This is a genomic window from Enterococcus sp. CSURQ0835 (genome assembly GCF_902706605.1).
GTDB lineage: Bacteria > Bacillota > Bacilli > Lactobacillales > Enterococcaceae > Enterococcus_A.
Window position 1 is genome coordinate 1 of sequence record NZ_CACSLH010000001.1, and the last position, 19,051, is coordinate 19,051.

The 19,051-nt window shown below is 42.4% G+C and carries 17 protein-coding genes; 5 read left to right on the forward strand and 12 right to left on the reverse strand.

All coding sequences use genetic code 11. The features are described from left to right. Window positions 1-375: 375 nt before the first annotated feature. A complete protein-coding gene (locus GVJ38_RS00005; RefSeq protein ID WP_159721123.1) occupies window positions 376-2,634 on the forward strand; it encodes an ATP-dependent Clp protease ATP-binding subunit in 2,259 nt (752 codons plus the stop codon). A gap of 132 nt (window positions 2,635-2,766) precedes the next feature. After that, complete coding sequence (locus GVJ38_RS00010; RefSeq protein ID WP_159721124.1) at window positions 2,767-3,063, forward strand: DUF1827 family protein; 297 nt, start codon at window positions 2,767-2,769, stop codon at window positions 3,061-3,063. Between the two features lie 56 nt (window positions 3,064-3,119). On the opposite strand, the gene GVJ38_RS00015 is transcribed toward GVJ38_RS00010, so the two are convergent. From GVJ38_RS00015 to GVJ38_RS00035, 5 genes are all read right to left on the reverse strand, one after another. Next, entirely contained in the window at window positions 3,120-4,532 is a 1,413-nt protein-coding gene (locus GVJ38_RS00015; protein WP_159721125.1) for a phospholipid carrier-dependent glycosyltransferase, read from the reverse strand. Next, entirely contained in the window at window positions 4,498-6,138 is a 1,641-nt protein-coding gene (locus GVJ38_RS00020; RefSeq protein ID WP_159721126.1) for a hypothetical protein, read from the reverse strand. Before GVJ38_RS00020 ends, GVJ38_RS00015 begins: the two co-directional genes overlap by 35 nt. A gap of 1 nt (window position 6,139) precedes the next feature. Beyond that, complete coding sequence (locus GVJ38_RS00025; protein WP_159721127.1) at window positions 6,140-7,711, reverse strand: peptide chain release factor 3; 1,572 nt, start codon at window positions 7,709-7,711, stop codon at window positions 6,140-6,142. Window positions 7,712-7,868: 157 nt separating this feature from the next. Beyond that, window positions 7,869-9,245, reverse strand: a complete 1,377-nt coding sequence (locus GVJ38_RS00030) for a hemolysin family protein (RefSeq protein WP_159721128.1) — start codon at window positions 9,243-9,245, stop codon at window positions 7,869-7,871. A 219-nt stretch (window positions 9,246-9,464) separates the two neighbouring features. Next, window positions 9,465-10,592, reverse strand: a complete 1,128-nt coding sequence (locus GVJ38_RS00035; RefSeq protein WP_159721129.1) for an AI-2E family transporter — start codon at window positions 10,590-10,592, stop codon at window positions 9,465-9,467. Between the two features lie 150 nt (window positions 10,593-10,742). Here GVJ38_RS00035 and GVJ38_RS00040 point away from each other — a divergent pair, with 150 nt between their 5' ends. Further along, entirely contained in the window at window positions 10,743-11,174 is a 432-nt protein-coding gene (locus GVJ38_RS00040; protein ID WP_159721130.1) for a GNAT family N-acetyltransferase, read from the forward strand. 106 nt (window positions 11,175-11,280) lie between these two features. Here the strand turns inward: GVJ38_RS00040 and ntdP are convergent, their stop codons facing one another. From ntdP to recX, 3 genes are all read right to left on the reverse strand, one after another. Beyond that, window positions 11,281-11,814 (reverse strand): nucleoside tri-diphosphate phosphatase, encoded by a 534-nt coding sequence (gene ntdP, locus GVJ38_RS00045; RefSeq protein WP_159721131.1) that lies wholly within the window; start codon window positions 11,812-11,814, stop codon window positions 11,281-11,283. 95 nt (window positions 11,815-11,909) lie between these two features. Then, window positions 11,910-13,037: an A/G-specific adenine glycosylase gene (gene mutY, locus GVJ38_RS00050; RefSeq protein WP_159721132.1), complete on the reverse strand. Its 1,128-nt coding sequence runs from the start codon at window positions 13,035-13,037 to the stop codon at window positions 11,910-11,912. Beyond that, window positions 13,030-13,830, reverse strand: coding sequence for a recombination regulator RecX (gene recX / locus GVJ38_RS00055; protein ID WP_159721133.1), 801 nt, complete (start codon window positions 13,828-13,830; stop codon window positions 13,030-13,032). The genes mutY and recX overlap by 8 nt, the downstream gene beginning before the upstream one ends. Window positions 13,831-13,950: 120 nt before the next feature. Between recX and GVJ38_RS14130 the strand changes: the two genes are divergently transcribed. Together GVJ38_RS14130 and rlmD are read left to right on the forward strand one after the other, a co-directional pair. Next, complete coding sequence (locus tag GVJ38_RS14130; protein WP_200849425.1) at window positions 13,951-14,661, forward strand: hypothetical protein; 711 nt, start codon at window positions 13,951-13,953, stop codon at window positions 14,659-14,661. Window positions 14,662-14,746: 85 nt separating this feature from the next. Continuing rightward, window positions 14,747-16,120 carry a 23S rRNA (uracil(1939)-C(5))-methyltransferase RlmD gene (gene rlmD, locus GVJ38_RS00065; RefSeq protein WP_159721134.1) on the forward strand — a complete coding sequence of 458 codons (1,374 nt, stop codon included), beginning with the start codon at window positions 14,747-14,749 and terminating at the stop codon, window positions 16,118-16,120. Between the two features lie 68 nt (window positions 16,121-16,188). On the opposite strand, the gene GVJ38_RS00070 is transcribed toward rlmD, so the two are convergent. The 4 genes from GVJ38_RS00070 to GVJ38_RS00085 all read right to left on the reverse strand — a co-directional run bounded on the left by GVJ38_RS00070 (window position 16,189) and on the right by GVJ38_RS00085 (window position 18,993). After that, entirely contained in the window at window positions 16,189-17,076 is an 888-nt protein-coding gene (locus tag GVJ38_RS00070; RefSeq protein WP_159721135.1) for an SDR family oxidoreductase, read from the reverse strand. Window positions 17,077-17,294: 218 nt separating this feature from the next. Continuing rightward, window positions 17,295-17,648, reverse strand: a complete 354-nt coding sequence (locus GVJ38_RS00075) for an ASCH domain-containing protein (RefSeq protein WP_159721136.1) — start codon at window positions 17,646-17,648, stop codon at window positions 17,295-17,297. Window positions 17,649-17,660: 12 nt separating this feature from the next. Continuing rightward, entirely contained in the window at window positions 17,661-17,981 is a 321-nt protein-coding gene (locus tag GVJ38_RS00080) for a nucleotide pyrophosphohydrolase (protein WP_159721137.1), read from the reverse strand. A 67-nt stretch (window positions 17,982-18,048) separates the two neighbouring features. Then, window positions 18,049-18,993, reverse strand: a complete 945-nt coding sequence (locus GVJ38_RS00085) for a hypothetical protein (RefSeq protein WP_159721138.1) — start codon at window positions 18,991-18,993, stop codon at window positions 18,049-18,051. Between the last annotated feature and the right edge of the window lie 58 nt (window positions 18,994-19,051).

A 19,051-nucleotide genomic window follows, 5' to 3' on the forward strand; every position in this document is an offset into this window, starting at 1 on the left:
TTCAATTTAATAAAACGTACAATTTCTGGAATAAAAGTCATCCGCTGCGTAAGCATTCGACTTTTTTGCAATTTTGAATGAAACATAGTTTTCAGATTTTTCTGAAATTATTTGTGCAACACTAGTGATTTTATTCCTGAAAATTCGATTATAATCTTGCTGATTCCGTTCTTTATTTAAGTTGAAGAGTTCACTAGTTGTTAGCACTTATTTTAAATGAGTGCTAATTTTTTGAGCAAGATACTTGAAATCCTACTTAGAAATCGTATAATAAGAACCAAGGTCAGAGAAAGTCAAACTATTTGACGTGACCTTATCTTTTTACGAAAACTCTAGCCTAGTTTACAATGGAGAAAAAGGTGAAAGGGTGATAAAATGCTGTGCCAAAATTGCCATAAAAATGAAGCAACTATTCATTTATATGCAAACGTAAATGGTCAGAAAAAGCAGCTCGACTATTGTCAAAGCTGTTACCAAAAACTCAAAAATCAAGCAAGTGGAGGTGCTCCGCAAATGGCTGGAAATGATCCTTTTGGTTTTGGAAGTCTCGATGACTTATTCCGTTCCATGTCACAACAAATGCAAAATCAAAATCAAGGTGCAATGGACCAAACCCCACCGACCCAATTTGGCGGCGGCGGTGGAATGGGCGGCCAAGGTCCCCGTGGAAACGGTGGCGGCGGTCTCTTAGATGAATATGGAATCAATATTACACAGCAAGCCCGCGAAGGCGACATCGATCCCGTTGTCGGCCGTGACGATGAGATCCAACGTGTGATTGAGATCTTAAATCGCCGGACGAAAAACAATCCGGTCTTGATCGGCGAACCCGGTGTCGGGAAAACCGCTGTCGTTGAAGGACTCGCACAAAAAATCGTTGACGGTGATGTCCCACAAAAATTAACGGATAAAGAAGTCATTCGATTAGATGTTGCGTCCCTCGTTCAAGGTACCGGTATCCGTGGACAGTTTGAAGAACGGATGCAAAAACTAATCGATGAGATCAAAGAAGCAAAAAATATTATTTTGTTCATTGATGAAGTCCATGAGATCGTCGGAGCTGGTTCAGCTGGTGATGGCAACATGGACGCCGGCAATTTATTAAAACCCGCTTTAGCTCGTGGTGAATTGCAAATGGTGGGTGCGACAACCTTAAAAGAATATCGCATTATCGAAAAAGACGCGGCTTTGGAACGTCGGATGCAACCGGTTCGCGTAGAAGAACCAAGTGTTGAAGAAACGATCAAGATCTTAAAAGGTCTGCAACCGCGTTATGAAGATTACCATCACGTAAAATATACGGATGAAGCGATCAAGGCAGCAGCAGAACTTTCAAATCGTTACATCCAAGACCGCTTCTTACCTGATAAAGCGATCGATTTGTTAGATGAATCTGGTTCGAAAAAGAATTTGACGATCCAATTAGTGGATCCTAAAACGATCGAACAAAAATTAAAAGACGCGGAAGAACAAAAACAAGTTGCATCACGAGAAGAAGATTTTGAAAAAGCAGCTTACTATCGTGATCAAATCGAAAAATTACAAAAAATGAAAGATCGTCAACTCAGTGATGAAGAGACGCCTGTCATTACCGAAAAAGATATGGAACAAATCGTTGAAAAAGCAACGGGAATTCCAGTTGGCGAGTTAAAAGAAAAAGAACAAACACAATTGAAGAATTTAGCGCCTGATCTAAAAGCGCATGTCATCGGGCAAGATGAAGCCGTTGATAAAGTGGCTAAAGCAATCCGACGCAATCGTGTTGGTTTGAATAAAAAGAGTCGTCCGATCGGTTCTTTCCTTTTCGTTGGACCAACTGGGGTCGGAAAAACCGAGCTAGCTAAACAATTAGCGTTTGAACTATTTGGCTCAGATGAAGCGATGATCCGCTTTGATATGAGTGAGTATATGGAAAAACACAGTGTCTCAAAACTGATCGGTTCCCCTCCTGGTTATGTCGGGTATGAAGAAGCTGGGCAATTGACGGAGCAAGTTCGTCGTCATCCTTACAGCTTGATCTTGTTAGATGAGATCGAAAAAGCCCATCCAGATGTGTTGCATATGTTCTTGCAAATCTTAGATGATGGCCGCCTGACGGACTCTCAAGGTCGAACAGTCAGCTTCAAAGATACGATCATTATCATGACTAGTAATGCCGGTAGTGGTAAAGCCGAAGCCAACGTTGGTTTTGGTGCTGCCCGTGAAGGCGTCACGCATTCGATCTTAGGACAACTAAAAGATTTCTTCGCACCAGAATTTTTGAACCGGTTCGATGCGATCGTTGAATTTAGTTCATTGAGTAAAGAAAACTTGATGAAGATCGTGACTTTGATGTTAGACGATGTCAACAAGATGCTGGAGACGCAAAAATTACACGTCGAAGTCCCAGACAATGTCAAAGAAAAATTAGTCGATCTTGGTTACGATCCAGCAATGGGGGCTCGCCCACTTCGTCGAACGATCCAAGAAAATATCGAAGACGGGATCGCAGAATTTTATTTAGATCATCCAACGATCCACGATTTGAAAGCAAAACTCGACAAAGAGGATCACATCGTCATCACTTCTAAACCAGAACGTTTGGTTAAAGAAGACGAAAAAAGCGAAAAAGAAAATTCAGCAGACGAAAACTAATATTGAACAAAGCCATTGAAGGAATTTCCCTCAATGGCTTTTTCAAGCAAAAAAATTCAGGTGGCTGATTTTTTTTAGTATAATTAACTTCCACTCTTCACAATCACTGTATTTTTAAAGGAGGCCTTTGTTATGAAATTGATCAATGTCACAAACAGTCACGCGGCTTTTATCACAAAACAGCTGGCAACGACTGCGGCTAATCTATTAAAGATCTACACGTTAGGCAAAACCACTGTGATCTACGCCGACTACCATGACTATGCGCAGCTTACGATCACAAATGATTTTCGCAATATCAATGATCGGGAAGCTGACTTCATCACGCAGCGCTTTAAGCAAAAACTCAGCAAAGACCGTTATGATTTTGCTAAAGTCGCGTATAAAGAAGCACCGGGCTTGATCGCCATCACGATCCCGAAAAAATAATTTACAGCAAAAAGAGGAAACGCAGCCGCGTCTCCTCTTTTTTTAATGGGAAAAATTTATTTTTTAAACGTCAAGTAGACATTAAAAATATACGTTAAGTAAATGTGAATGTGGACGATCAGCCAAACGCCGCCGACGGAAAAAAATAAAAGGTTGCTACTGACTTTGAGCAAGTTTGATAAACGTTTCACCCCAAAAAAGGTCAACAACATCAGGGGTACGAGATTGGCCATCAAGTAACGTCCTTGCGGCTGAAAATCAATGTAGAGATTATAATACACAAACAAACCCGACGTGATCAAAACGCCCACGAACAAAAAGATCACGAGCCAAACTTTTTCAAAAACCGGTGTGTCGATTTTTTTTTTCAAAAAACGGACAAGCTGATACATGAGTGTGATCGCCACTCCGACAAGCGTGACTAAGAAAAAGTTTTGATAAAAATTATAATATGCCATGTCCATCACCACCGACATATTACCGAAAAAGCCAATAAACGACCACTTCGTCAAATTCGGCGGCATCGAATCAGTCAGAAACTGCGTGAGATCACCTGCATACGGCGGCTTGATATACGGATGTTGCAAGCGGCGTCCGTGATCGGCGACCCACTTCAAATATTCTTTGCGGAAAACACTAGATCCGATGAAGTCACCATATAAGAGATAGTTTCGAATGAAAAATGGCAAGATCACTACTGCGCAAACGATGAACAACCATAAAAACAAATTACGGAAGCGACGCCAATCCGAACGTCCCGTGTGGACTTGCCAAAAGTTTGATAGTAAGAAAAACAACCCGCCGACTAAAATAAACCCATAGGAGTTCATATAGCCTAGACCACAAACGATCACGCCTAAAGCAAGCGTCAACGTATTTTTTCGATTCCACAATGAGTAAACGCCATCGACCAATGCATAAACGATGATACTTGTTCCAGCTACTGCAATAATATCGTTGTTGACATATGAAGTTAAAAAAGTAAATTGTGGGAAAAGACCCATCAACACCATCCCGAGAGCGGCATAGTTTTTTTTCTGAGTGATTCGTTCGATCGTCTTACCAAAATAATTGACTGCGACTAGACCGAACATGACACTGGTCAACCGACAAAAATACAGCAAGACTTCTTTTGACTCCGAGAACAAACTACCTACTTTTATAAACGCGGCACCTAAAATCCCACCAAGTAATTGTGGATAAAAGGCATACGACCAATTTCCTAACGCATAGACCGCCCCTTTGTCATAACCGGTCGGCAAGCGGCCATGCTGGTAAATAAATTTTGGAATCAAATACCGCATCGGCTCATCCGGCCCTTGTGCGTAAGGAACAGTTTTGGCCCAGATCAAAAAGATCAGCGTAAGTAACGTCAATGCGACCGGTTTGGCCCAAGCCAACTCATAATCGCTAAAAACTCGCAGCGTTCCTTTTTTAACTTTCCGCTTCAATTGTTTGGTGATCGTCAAAAAATTTCCCCCTCTCGGTTAGCCAGCCTGCTAAACCCCAGCTCAACATAAATTGTACCATGATGACGCCGGCACCGGAATAGGTCAACATGAAAACAACCATCCGATTTGGGTCCCATGAACAAAACCACGCGATCCCGATCAAAAAGACAAAATAGGTCAAGAGCAGTCCGAAAAAAATGACGCTATAATCAAACAACTCTTTTAACCGCCTTCGTTTGATTTGAAAAATAAATTTGGCGATCACTCCACCGATCGCAGCCGGTAATAAAATTTTTACTAGCAGCTGTTGAAAGGCTAAACTAGCATTGGCAAGTCGTGTTGCCCAATGCACCTTTGATTGGCGGAGATTGGTCCGTAAAATTTTTTCATCGTGAGCGATCAACGAAGCGGGCCCCGTACTTTTTTCTCGTCCTTGGGCAAACCCTTGGTAAAAAATCGTGTGCCGCATGCCGGCGACGATAAACTCAAAGACGATCGGTAAATCACCCGTTTTCTTGCCATCACCAGTTCGAGTGAGGTACCATTCTTGTTTTGTTTGCAACTGACCTTGCTCATAGCCGCGATCTAATTCCGTCACGACTTGATGCCAAAAATTTTCCGTTGAACGCGCATCTTGATAGAGACCAGCACGTGTTGCGGTATCGCGTAGTGCCCAAAAAATAATATCACCTGCAATGTCTTCACCAGAAGACCATGGACTCCCATGATAGATCCAATCAAGATCAAGTTTGCGCAAAGTTGGTGAAACGGCAGTGGCTTTTTTTAATTGGGCTTTTGAAACCCAAACTTTAGCATCGTCTCGTTCAGCCGTTTTGATTCGAATCAACCGTTCCATCAATCGACCAAAAGCACCTTGTGTCCGGTCATTGACTAACGCTATCCCGTAATGTTTTTCATTTTGAGCTTTGATCAGTTGAGTGGTGGCTGCTAAACTCAAGAAAGGTAAGCTCAACATTAAAACAGCCATGATTCGTCTTTTGTCAGCTAATAAGATTTTCAGCCCGGTCAAAAACAAGCCGACACCTAAAAACGGAAGCAGCCACAGCGAATCTTCCCGTAAGTACCAAAAAATAGGAAGCACACCCGTTACCAACAACAGCCACGGAAGCATTTTTTTCACCGAAGCGCGCGTCGCATACAGACCGATCATTCCCGCAATCAAAAACGTTACGGTCGATCCCACAAGCGCGTTGCGATAAATTCGTGTTGCATATTCTGCTGTCAACGTAAGCGGGGAATACAAGAAAAATAAATAAACTACTCCTTGCACCCAGCGCCGTTTATAAACAGCATAAAAGGCACAACTTGCTGCTACACTAGCAGCAAAATTAACACTCCCCAAAAGCCAAGGGTACGGCAGATGCAACTCATTGCCCAAATACATAAAGCCAGCATACGAGATCCCTTTTGCTAAAGTCGTATTATTATACGGACCTAACCACTCCCCTTTTAGCAAATGGGTGCAGTAATTTAAAAATAATTGGTCGTCAAAGCTGGCATCCGCCGCAAGATAATACGATGCGTGAAGCGCCAAATAAAAACGCACTCCCGTTGCTGCAGCTAACAAACTGATAACTAAAAGTGGGCTCAGTTTTCGTCTCATCTTACATCAAACTCTTCAGCTCAACGTCTGGATATTTATCGTGGAACCAGCGCATCGCAAATTGATTTTCAAATAAGAACAATGGTTGATCAAAGCGATCTTTCGCTAAAATATTCCGGCTTGAACTCATCCGTTCATCTAATTGATCCGGTTCGATCCAACGTGCGATCTTGTGTCCCATCGGTGTCATCACGACTTCTGCGTTGTATTCATTTTTCATCCGGTATTGGAAGACTTCAAACTGCAATTGACCGACAGCACCGATGATATAATCATCTGACAAATACGTTTTGTATAACTGGATCGCGCCTTCTTGGACCAATTGGTTGATCCCCTTATGGAACGATTTTTGTTTCATGACATTTTTAGCGGTGACTTTCATGAATAATTCTGGTGTAAATGAAGGCAGCTCTTCATAGGCGACTTTTAATTTTCCTTCATATAAAGTATCGCCGATCTGATAATTCCCCGTATCATAGATCCCAATGATATCACCGGCTACCGCCTCTTCGACATTTTCTCGCGCGTCGGCCATAAATTGTGTCACGTTGCTGAGCTTCATCTTTTTACCTGTCCGACCTAAGACCACATCCATCCCCCGTTCAAAAGTCCCTGAACAAATTCGGACAAAAGCGATCCGGTCGCGGTGATTTGGATTCATATTAGCTTGGATCTTAAAGACAAAACCTGAAAATTCTTCTTCATAAGGTGAGACTTCTTTTCCATCTTCTGTTTTATGCGCATGCGGTTTAGGCGCTAAGTTGACGAAAGTTTCTAAAAAAGTTTTGACGCCAAAATTGGTCAAAGCAGAACCGAAGAAGACGGGAGTCTGCTCACCGCGTGCGATTTTTTCCGCATTGAATTGATCTCCAGCTTCTTGAACGAGCTCGACTTCCCCTAAAACTTGTTCATAGATCGACTGCTCTTTTAATGGATGGGCTCCGGCAATCTCGCCATCTGTCAGTTTCAAATATTTTTCGCCTTCATATTTCTCTGGACGGTAAAATTCGATTCGTTGATTGTAAATATCATACAACCCTTCCAAACCTTTCCCCATCCCGATTGGCCAATTCATCGGATACGACTCGATATCTAACAGTTCTTCTAGTTCCTCTAATAAATCTAATGGTTCCCGTCCATCACGGTCTAATTTATTAATGAAAGTAAAAATTGGAATGCCGCGTTTTTTGACGACTTGGAAAAGTTTTTTCGTCTGTGCTTCGATCCCCTTAGCGCTATCGATCACCATGACTGCAGAATCCACCGCCATCAGTGTTCGATAAGTATCTTCTGAAAAATCTTCGTGCCCCGGAGTATCTAAAATGTTGACGCGTTTTCCTTCGTAGTCAAATTGCATCACGGAACTAGTGACAGAAATGCCCCGTTGTTTTTCAATGTCCATCCAGTCAGACTTGGCAAAATTTCCCGTCTTCTTTCCTTTGACCGTTCCGGCTTGGCGAATTGCGCCACCAAATAACAATAATTGTTCTGTGATCGTCGTCTTCCCAGCATCCGGGTGAGAGATGATGGCAAACGTCCGCCGGCTATCTACTTGTTTTTCTAATGTATTCATCTATTTGCTCCATTTCTTGTTAAATTCAACCAAATCAGTATAGCACGGAGGTGACTAGTTAGAAAAGTTCTGAAAGCTAGAAAGCTGAACAAACTTTACTAGTCCACAAAAAAAGTACTGCAACAACGAATTGTCACAGCACTTTACGGAAGGCCATTTAACGACGTGGTTCATCGTCTTCAAATTCTTTCGTGAAAAAACGCCGCTCTTCTTCTGGTTCGACCGGTTCTTCTTCTTCCGGATGGAAAATCGCACGGATCACTAAGACCCGGGAACCTTCCATTTCTTCAGAGATCAGCGTGATATTGTCCACGTCAAACGATAACTTCTCGCCTTCATCAGGAATCGTGCCTAATGCCGTGATCAAATATCCCGCCATCGTATCGACATCGCTCATGTGAAGACTCGTATCAAATTGTTCATTGAATTCTTCGATCAACATCTTGCCTTGGATCAAATATTCATTTTCACCGACTTTTTCGTACAGCTTCTCGACTTCATCTGATTCATCGTCGATCTCCCCGACGATCTCTTCTAGTAAGTCTTCTAGCGTTACGAGTCCAACCATCCCGCCATACTCATCCAATAAGATCGACATTTGATTTTGCGTTTTTTTGAGCTCGTATAACAGATCATCAATGAAAATCGTCTCAGGCACAAAAAGTGGTTCTTGGATGATCTTATGTAGATCGATATTTTCAAAACCAAACTTACGCGCCGCTTTTAATAGATTTTTTGTATGAACGATCCCGATGACTTTATCTTTATCTTCATCATAGACTGGGATGCGCGAATAACTTTCACCTAAGATCTCATCGACATTATCAATCACCGGATCATTGATATCGATCATAAACGCATCCGTTCGCGGCACCATCACTTCACGCGCGACCTTAGTGTCTAGTGAAAATACACCTTGGAGCATCTCGATCTCATCGGTATCTAAAACACCTTCTGTTTCTAACATATACCGCATCTCATCGCGGGTCATCTTATTGTCCGTATCATCGAATTTCATCGGTGTGATCTTCGCTAAAAGATTAGTCGAAGCAGTCAGCAACCAAACGAATGGCTTCGTGATCTTACCTAATGTCCGCACAACACCAGAAGTCATCTGCGCGACTTCTTCGGTCTTGTTCAATGCTACTCGTTTCGGATACAACTCACCAAACACGATCGACACATAGGTCAACAGCAACATCACGATCACATAAGCGATAGTTTTACCTGCGGGCACATTCCGTAAGACTGGCGCTAATTGCTCAGACAAACTTTCAGCTAATGAAGCCCCAGACAAGATATTGACTAAGGTGATCCCCACTTGGATCGTAGACAAAAAGTTGTTGGGGTCATGTAAGATCCCCAATAATTTTTTTGATTTTAAATCGCCTTCATCGGCTTTTTGTTCGACTCGATTTTTATTAACAGACACAACAGAGATCTCAGCCGCAGCTAGAAAACCATTGATCAAGGTCAGTACAACTAATAACAAAAGCTGCACGACCAACGACTGACTATCGGGGTCAGCATTCATAATTGCATTCTCTCCTTATACACTCTAATCAAGCTAAGCAAATTGCTTAGCAAAAAAGTGGCAATAAGCCACAATGAAATCGTATCACAACAAAAATTTTTATGCAATCAATTCCCTATCCAAAGAAAGAATTAAGTTTTCAATCAAGCTCACACAAGTAAAAGATAACGGGACTGAAATAGATATTTAGTCCCGTAATCTTTCGCGTTAGCAACCGATTTATTGATTCAAAAATTCTTGCTGGCGTTCTTCTTGTTTACTTTGCCGGAAGATCTTCACCACAAAGATCACCAACGTCCGCGCGATAGCATAGACTGGTACGCCTAAAAAGACCCCTAAGATCCCAGATAGATTGCCCGCCACCAGTAAGATCAAAATGATCGTCAACGGATGGATATTCAATGATTTTCCAATCACATTTGGGTAGATGATGTTGCCATCGATCTGTTGGACAACTAATACGACGACACAACACAAGAGCGCTTTATACGGCGAATCAAAAAAGGAATAGATCAACGCCGGCGCTAAACCGATATAAGGCCCTAAGTAAGGAATCAGATTGGCGAGTCCTGCAATCACACCAAATAAAAAGGCGTAATCGACTCCGATCAAAAGATAGCCTAAAAACGTACACGTTCCAACAAATAAACATTCGATCGCTTGTCCACTGATATAATCAGATAATGTTTTATTCAACTGACCTAACAGATCAACAATATTTTCTCGTTGCTTTTCAGGAAACAGACGTTTGATGTTAGGAACTAATTTTTCCCCGTCTTTCAACATATAAAATAAGACAAATGGCACGGTGATCAACAAGATGACGATCGTTGTGATCTTTCCGATCAAAGAACCAAAGCCTGTCGTCATCCCCGCTAAAAATTTCTGTAAGATCCGACCAGCCGACATGTCGAGATTGCTGATGTAACGATTGATTTCTAATTCGCGAAACAGCGGAAACTTCGTCGCTTGTTTCGCCGCACTTTGCAACCATTCTTGTAAGTCACTGATAAAATAGGGCATGTTAGTCGCAAGCGAGGTCAACTGCTGGATCAGATTGGGGATGATACTCATCACCGTCAACACGATCACAGCGATCAATAAAATAAAGATCAATGCGATGGCAAAAATTCGTTTCATCCCTAGCTTCGTCAATAATTTTACTAACGGATTCAACAAATAATATAAAAATCCCGCGATCAAGACCGGTGCGAACAACGTCGTAAAAAAGGTGCCAATCGGCTGAAAGAGAAAATCGATCTTAGTTGACACAAACACTAAGGTCGCAAGGATCAACAATTCAATCGACCAAAACATCAAGCGTGAACTTTTTAATTTATCAAACATCGCGTCACTCCTTTCACTTTTCCAGTATACAATAAGCGGCAGCAAAACACTGCTGAAAATCTAGAATTATTTTTTTCCATCACTTTTTTTGCTATAGTAAGACCAGAGTCGCGGCAAAGTTCAGTCGCACCAGTAAAATGAGGTGAAAGTATGAAAGTTTTAGTGACTAAAGATACGATGAGTGACATTTATCTAGCGGCAGTTAAGATCCGCCAGCAAGTGTTCGTCAAAGAACAGCACGTCACGATTGAAGAAGAGATCGATCAAAATGAAGCTTACGCGATCCATTTTGTTTTGTATCTGGCAGACAAGCCCGTAGCAACTGTGCGCTTATTGCCGTTAAATGACACCGAATTAAAATTACAACGGATGGCAGTTCTAAAAGACTACCGCGGCCAAAATCTCGGAGCTACGATCATCCGTGAAGCCGAAAAATTCGCACGTGAGCAGCACTTCAAAAAAATCAAACTCGACGCCCAACTCACCGCCCAAAAGTTTTATGAAAAATTGGGCTACCAAGCGTTTGGCGAAATTTTTCAAGACGCACGGATCGACCACATCCATATGGAAAAAGAACTCTAGCCAATCATTGCAAGTTCGAGGTGTAAGGTACCCAGGCAAGTCAAAAACATAAAAAAACTGCTGATTGCATCAGCAGTTTTTTAGTCTAGTCTTCACTAGCACGTGTTTACTTTTTCGACAATTGCTTGTAACGATCATACCAAATATCGATATAGCCTTGGGAAAAAGGTCCTTTGCCATTGTTGATCCAGTCGACTAAGATCTTGACATTTTCTTTCAAAATATAATCGATCTCTTTTGAATAATGCATTTGTTTACTGTGCGCTTCATACTCATCGACGTCTAACAGACGCTTCTCGCCATCTGGAAAGACTTTGACATCCAGGTCATAGTCGATATATTTCAACGCTTCTTCATCCAACACATACGGAGATGCTAGATTACAATAGTAAGATACTCCCTTCTCTCTGATCATTGCTACTATGTTGAACCAGTATTTTTTATGAAAATAAACGATCGCTGGTTCGCGAGTGACCCAGCGACGGCCATCAGATTCCGTCACTAGTGTATGATCATTTAAACCAATGATCGAGCACTCGCTTGTTTTCAATACCATGGTATCTCGCCACGTTCGATGCAAATTGCCGTCGTGTTTATAACTTTTGATCGTTATAAACTCGCCTTCTTTAGGAATTCCCATTGCTACCCTTCCCTCAGCGAAATCATTTCGCATTTGTTTGGGTGTGATTACACCGACATCAGGATTATTATAGCAATAAAACAGTCCTTTTACTACTAATGATTATTGGCTTGCAAATATTTTTGCCAGCTAGCGATGATTTTTTGTTGCGGCTTTGGAAAAACAAATTCCGAAAACTGTTCTTTTTTTGCCCACACAGCATTTTTTGGCGGTAACTGCACTTTAGATGTACGACCATAAAAAATCAAAACATGCCACTTTAAATGACTGAAAACATGCGTCACTTCACCAATAACTTTTTTTTGCCAGACCACATCATATTCAGGAAAAATAGTGGGGGCTTCTTCTGCGATGGCAAACAAATCCAACTCGGTTTCGTTTTTTAATGCGTCAAATTCTCCTTGTGATACTTCCCTTAACGGAAATAGCCACATGTTAGCTAATAACCCGGAAGCTGCACGTTTTTGCAATAAAAATTCATGTTGCGGGTTTTCCATGATCCCAGCAACATAATACACATCTTTAGGCTTTGGCTTTTTACTTTTGATCGGAAATTTTTCCATAGTCCCGTGCTGGTAAGCTGCACAAAAAGTTTGCAGCGGACAGCTGGAACACTGAGGAGTTTTAGGCGTACAAATACTTGAGCCTAGATCCATCAAGGCTTGGTTGAAATCTCCCGGTGCTGTTAGACTGATGATCTGCCGCATTTTTTCATCAAAGATCTTGCGACTGGCGGGCTTTGCAATGTCTGCTTCAATCTCAAACAGCCGACTGACTACCCGCATCACATTGCCATCGATTGCCGGTTCAGGTAAGTTAAACGCGATACTAGCAATCGCTCCAGCGGTATACGGTCCGATGCCTTTCAATGTTCGGATCGCTTCGAGTGAGTCGGGCATTTGTCCGCCAAAGTCCGTCATGATCTGTTGGGCGGCAGCTTGTAAATTGCGTGCTCGTGAATAATAGCCCAAGCCTTCCCACTGCTTCAATAATTTTTCTTCTGGTGCACTAGCTAAGTCGTTGATCGTCGGAAAAGCTTCCATAAAGCGATAAAAATAATCGATTACCGTATCGACGCGCGTTTGCTGCAACATGATCTCAGAGATCCAGATCCGATATGGGTCATGGTTATAGCGCCATGGCAAATTACGTTTTTCTTGCTCATACCACGCTAAAAATTTTGTTTGAAGCGCCGCGATCTGATCGGGTGTCAACTCATTCATCGCTAGCCTCCTCCATCTGCGTGATAAAAGTACTGATATCATCTAAATTAAATCCTTTTTGATACAGTTGCTGTTTCGTTTTTTGTCGCTGCTTGTCACGGTCGAAACGACTATTTTTACGCCAAAATTTTTCTCCTTGGATCTCCAAATTATCTTTTTCAGCGGCGGCAACTTCTTCAAATGAAAGCTCGGCTAATGCAGCTTTGATCGTATCGGGTAAAAAACCTTTCGTTAACAACGTCTGGTGGATTTTTTGTTGGGCTTGCCGCTGACTTTTGCCATGAAGTTTATGCAACGCTTTTTCGGCCGTTTTACTTGCCAATTCTTGTTGGGCAGTTGGCGTAAAAAGTTCCAAAGCTTCTTCAGCTAATACGTCAGCAACCCCTTTTTGCCGCAGCTTTTGCTGTAAGACTTTCGGACCTTTATCACTGGTGCGTATTTGCGTTCGGACAAAACTTTGCGCATAAGCTAAGTCGTCTACTAAATTTAATTCTTTCAGCCGTACGACGATCGTTTGCCGATCACGACTGGGGATCTCTTTATCTTTTAAATAGGTCAAGATCTCTTTTTCAGTCCGCAACTGATAGCTTAAGTAATTCAGCGCAAATTGAAAACCCAGATCAACTTGTCCTTCTTTTTCGATCGCAGCTAGATCTGCTTCACTTAATTCTTGACCTTTTAATAAACGATACCGAACGACGATATCTTCTGATAAACGCAACGTCTGACCGTTGGATAACGCCACTTCATAAAACTGCTGGCGCTTTTGCTTGACTTTTGTGACGGTGATCATCGCGATCCCTCCATAAAAATTTTATCTGATTCGACCTCTCATTCTAACATAGATCAGCTAAGATTTTACAACGAACTGGTTCCCCTTTATACTAAAAAGAAACGACTTGAAGGAGGCCCCATGAAAAATTCTGCTAACTACTTACTGGCAACGATCGGACTGACAGCTGGTGCAGTTTTACTTTTGACAAGTCACGCACAAGCAGCGGAAAATTTGCCCGTTTACCGTTTGTATAATCCTAATAGCGGGGAACATTTTTATACGAAAGACGCTAACGAGCGGATCAGTCTGGCTCGTGGCGGTTGGAACAGTGAAGGAATCGGCTGGATTTCCCCCGACACTAGTCAGCTGCCAGTCTATCGGCTCTACAATCCCAATGCCGGCGATCATCACTACACGACAAGTGCGGGAGAGAAAGATTTCTTGCTGAATGTCGGCTGGCGCAATGAAGGGATCAGCTGGTACTCTGACGATGCACAAACACTTCCGATCTATCGCGCGTATAATCCTCATGCAACAACGGGCACCCACAACTACACGGAAAATAAAGTTGAACAAACACACTTGATCCAACTTGGCTGGTTAGATGAACACATTGGTTGGTACGCACAAACACCCACGGATCAGCAGCAAGCCTTAAAAGAAATTTTTGCTTTTGAACCTGCGAGTGGCAGATTAGCTTTTACTTTTTACAAAATGCTCGGTGCTGATTATTTATTTGAAGCTAAAGATCCCGCAATCACCGAACAAGGCGGCACAGGAACAGTCGGTTTTTATCGCGTGACCCCAACTGGAACAGTGATGATCACCGATGCAAACGGCAACCAATAATTTTTTCAGGTGGACACTTCATTGAGTTCACCTTTTTTTTGACGCAAATTATGCTAAAATGGGCTCACCATGAAAGGAGCAGATCATGACTGTTCAACTAAAAAAAGATCAAACACTTACTTTAAAAATCAAACGTTTAGGGATCAACGGTGAAGGGATCGCTTATTACAAACGACTGATCATTTTTGTGACTGGTGCGCTACCGCACGAAACCGTCACAGCTAAAATCACGAACGTCACAGAACGTTTTGCTGAAGCTCGTTTAGTTACCATCAAACAACCAAGTCCTGACCGCGTTGTCCCGCCTTGTCCTGTTTATGACATTTGCGGAGGCTGCCAGTTACAACATTTAGCTTATGCGCGCCAATTGGATTTCAAAAAAGATCTCTTAGCCCAAGCATTAGAAAAATTCAAACCGCAAAATTACCAACACTATGAGTTGCGCAAAACAATCGGGATGGAAGAGCCCTGGCATTATCGAAACAAAGCCCAGTTCCAACTGCAAAAAAATCCAACTACCCAGCAAGTGGAAGCCGGGCTTTATCGACCAAATTCTCACGAGATCGTGCCTTTGACCGATTGTCTCGTGCAAGAACCGGCAACCCAAAAAGTGATCAATGTCGTCACTCGTTTACTGACAAAATATGATCTACCCATTTATGACGAGCGAAAAAATAGCGGGATCTTACGCACCTTGATGGTTCGAGTTGGCGTAAAGACTGGTGAAGTCCAAGTCGTTTTCATTTCAAAAACGAAAAAATTACCCCGCATCAATCCCGTGATCCGCGAGATCAACGAACGCTTACCTGAAGTCGTTTCGATCATGCAAAATATCCAAGACCAAAAAACTTCCGTCATCATGGGAGCAGAAACGATCCATCTGTGGGGCAAGCCTAGCATCGAAGAAAAATTAGAACAAGTGACCTTTGAATTGTCACCACGGGCCTTTTTCCAATTGAATCCTCAGCAGACTAAAGTTTTATACGCTGAAGCACGCAACGCATTGGATCTTACCCACGTCAAAACGGTCGTGGATGCCTATTGCGGCGTCGGAACGATCGGGTTATCACTAGCGGAAAAAGTCACTGAAGTTCGCGGCATGGACACGATTCCGCAAGCTATCGCAGACGCTAAAAAAAATGCCGCACGGATGCAGCTGACCAATACTCATTATGAAGTAGGAACAGCAGAAAAATTATTACCGCAATGGTTAGCAGAAGGTTTTAAACCCGATGCGATCATCGTTGATCCGCCACGGACTGGTTTGGATCAAAAATTGTTGCACGCTATCACGCGCTATCCTAGTCAGCAAATGGTTTACATCTCGTGTAACGTTTCAACACTCGCCCGCGATCTCGTTTCATTGAGCAAAATTTATCACGTGGACTATTTACAATCCGTCGACATGTTTCCGCAAACCGCACGTTGTGAAGTCGTCGTGAAGCTGACCAAAAAATAAATTAGCGGTGGCCCGAACTAGTCAGGTCACCGCTTTGATTTGTTTTTTAGGGGAAGTGTTGCTTTTTATTAAGCAAAGAATGAGCCACCCGTAATAGAATACACTTGGCCCGTCACATAGCTGGCTTCTTCTGAGGCTAAAAAGACATAGACTCCAGCAAGTTCGACTGGCTGGCCAGCTCGTTGCATCAATTCATTTTGACCAAATTTCGGAATGCTTTCTTGCAACTGACCGCCACAGATTTGCAGCGCTGTCCAGATCGGCCCTGGTGCTACTGTGTTGACTCGAATTCCTTTTTCGCCTAATTGCGCAGCTAAGCCTTTACTGAAACTTGTGATCGCGCCTTTCGTTGCCGCGTAATCTAATAAATGCGAACTTGGCTCGGCATCTTGGATCGAAGTCGTCGTGATGATGCTCCCACCTTTTGGCAAATAATCCAGCGCTTCTTGCACGCTCCAATACATCGAGATGATGTTTGTGGTAAACGTATCTTGGATCTGTATTGTCGTCAGTTCTTTGATGTCCGTTGATGCTTGTTGCATCCCGGCATTTAAAACTAAAATATCCAATCCGCCAAGTGCTTTTGCCGCATCATGAACTAATTGCCGCGTAAATGATTCTTCTTTTAAATCTCCCGGCAACAACACGGCTTTTTGTCCTGCTGCTTCGATGACCTTTTTCACTTCTTGCGCGTCTTCTTCTTCAAACGGCAAGTAGTTGATCGCAACATCTGCGCCTTCTTTGGCGTAAGCGATCGCAGCTGCTCGACCGATCCCAGAATCCCCACCGGTCACCAATGCTTTACGGCCTTTTAATTTTCCACTACCACTATAACTTTCTTCCCCGCAATCAGGCACGGGCTCCATCTTGTTCTGCAGCGCCGGTGCTTCCTGTTTCTGTTTTGGGAAATCCTCATGGTAATACTTTGTTAACGGATCATTGATTTTTGATGTCATTGAAATTCCTCCACTTTCTGTTTTAGTAACGGATCGTTGGTTCTTCTCAACACATAAAAAATCTGTGTTTTTTTGAGAAATTTTGTTTCTCTATGATAAAGCTTAGTACAAAAAATTGATTTTTCAAACTAAAATACCTCGCGTTTTTTCATTTCATAATAAAAATTTTAAACTTTTTGAGCGCTACTGTTTTTAAAGAACACAAAAATGAACCCCCATCAATCAATGAGCGGTTCATAATACGTTTGCCAAATTTGTTGCGGCGTGCCTTGTGGCCAACTAATTTGTTCGTCAGCTACTTCATACAAACTTAATTTTCCTTTTACTGGAAATGGCTGGATCAACCGAATATTTTCCAAGTGCCACGCATAATTTCCAGCTGGCAAGTGTTCGATCGTGGTCAAAGTAACAACTCCAAGTGCGTGGCCTGCGATCGCACCTCGCGTTTTTTTCGCCGTCGCGCAGATCAACAGATCCCCACGATAATGGGTTTGCCACGTTCGAAATTCTTGTGGCTTTTCCCCCGTTATGATCGCAAGTGCAGGTGCTGGCTTAATCGAAAGAGCTTTCATCCTTTCACTTCCCTACTCTCCAGTAGCTTTTGGTACTTTAGTCGATGCTAGCGGATATTTGCGTGCATTTTTAACTAATTTTTCTGCAATGATCTCATCGATCTCAAAACCTAAATTATCGGCTAACATATACGAATAGATCAACACATCTGCTAACTCTTCTCGTAATTCGATCGGATATTTTTCTTTGGCCTCGGCTGAAGTCTTCCATTGAAAAAGTTCCAGTAACTCCGCAGCTTCCAACGAGATCGAAAGTGCTAAATCTTTTTCATTATGAAATTGACGCCAGTTACGTTCATCGCGAAATTGATTGATTTTCTCCATACTATTCATGTTACATTCCTCTTTTCCTGCTCCATTCTAGCAAAAAAAGAAGCCTCCACCAACTGAGACTTCCCTTTTAAGTTCGTTTTTTCCGCCGCTGTTCCAAGTCGATGATGTTATTGGTTTTTGTTAGTGGGCGCTTAGGTCGTAACTTAGGCTCCTCATCATGAAGCTGTAAATAATATAAATAACCATCTTGCACCCCATCAATGAGTTGATTGATTTGTTTTTCATTGATCAACTCAAGCTCTTTTAATTCCATCAATGTTCCACCGATAATATTTACGCCATCTTCCAAATAAATATTTTTCAACTCATTCAAGTCTTGCGCAAAAAATTGCGTTCCAAAGACAAAAGCTTCCTCTTTGCCCCACGCTTGCGGATTTTTTTCTGCTAGCAGCAACGCCAATAGAAAATCTCCCGTCAAATTGATCCCATCTTGTCCCCACGTCTCGTACACATAATCGCCTAAACCATGGGCGAATACTTGATCTAATAACTGCTGAGTCAACTGCTCAACTTCTGCTGGGTCCGCCCCTTGATCCGCCTGTTCCATCAACGGTAACAAGATCGCTAATAAAGCTGCGCTGTCTGCTTCACTGACAAATTGAGAATTACATAACATCAGCGGATACTTAAACGTGATCCGTTCATTCAAAAACGCGGTGATGACTTCGATTGCTTTCGGCGGCTGATGGAAGCCTCGAATCGGGATCTCATAGCCTACCCGCAAACGAATTTCCCAAGCTGAACTTCTCGGTTGACTAGGATCATCTTCCCAAGTAAAACAATCCAATTGCACAAACAGATCACGTAGCGCGTCTAACTCAGCCCGACTCAATGAATACGTGAACTCCGCGACTGCTTTTTTCTGCAAGTCTGGACTATAAAAACGTTGAGTCACTTTATTCGTTCGAAACGAGATCGTCGTTTGTTGTCGCCCCAACGAAAAATTATCGATAAGCAATCCATCGCGACAAATAAAAGTCACTGAGGTTAAATTTTTGATCGAAGGTTTCATAAGCTCCTCCTTTTCGCTTGGATACGCTTACCATAGCACAATCTGAATGAAAGGGAAA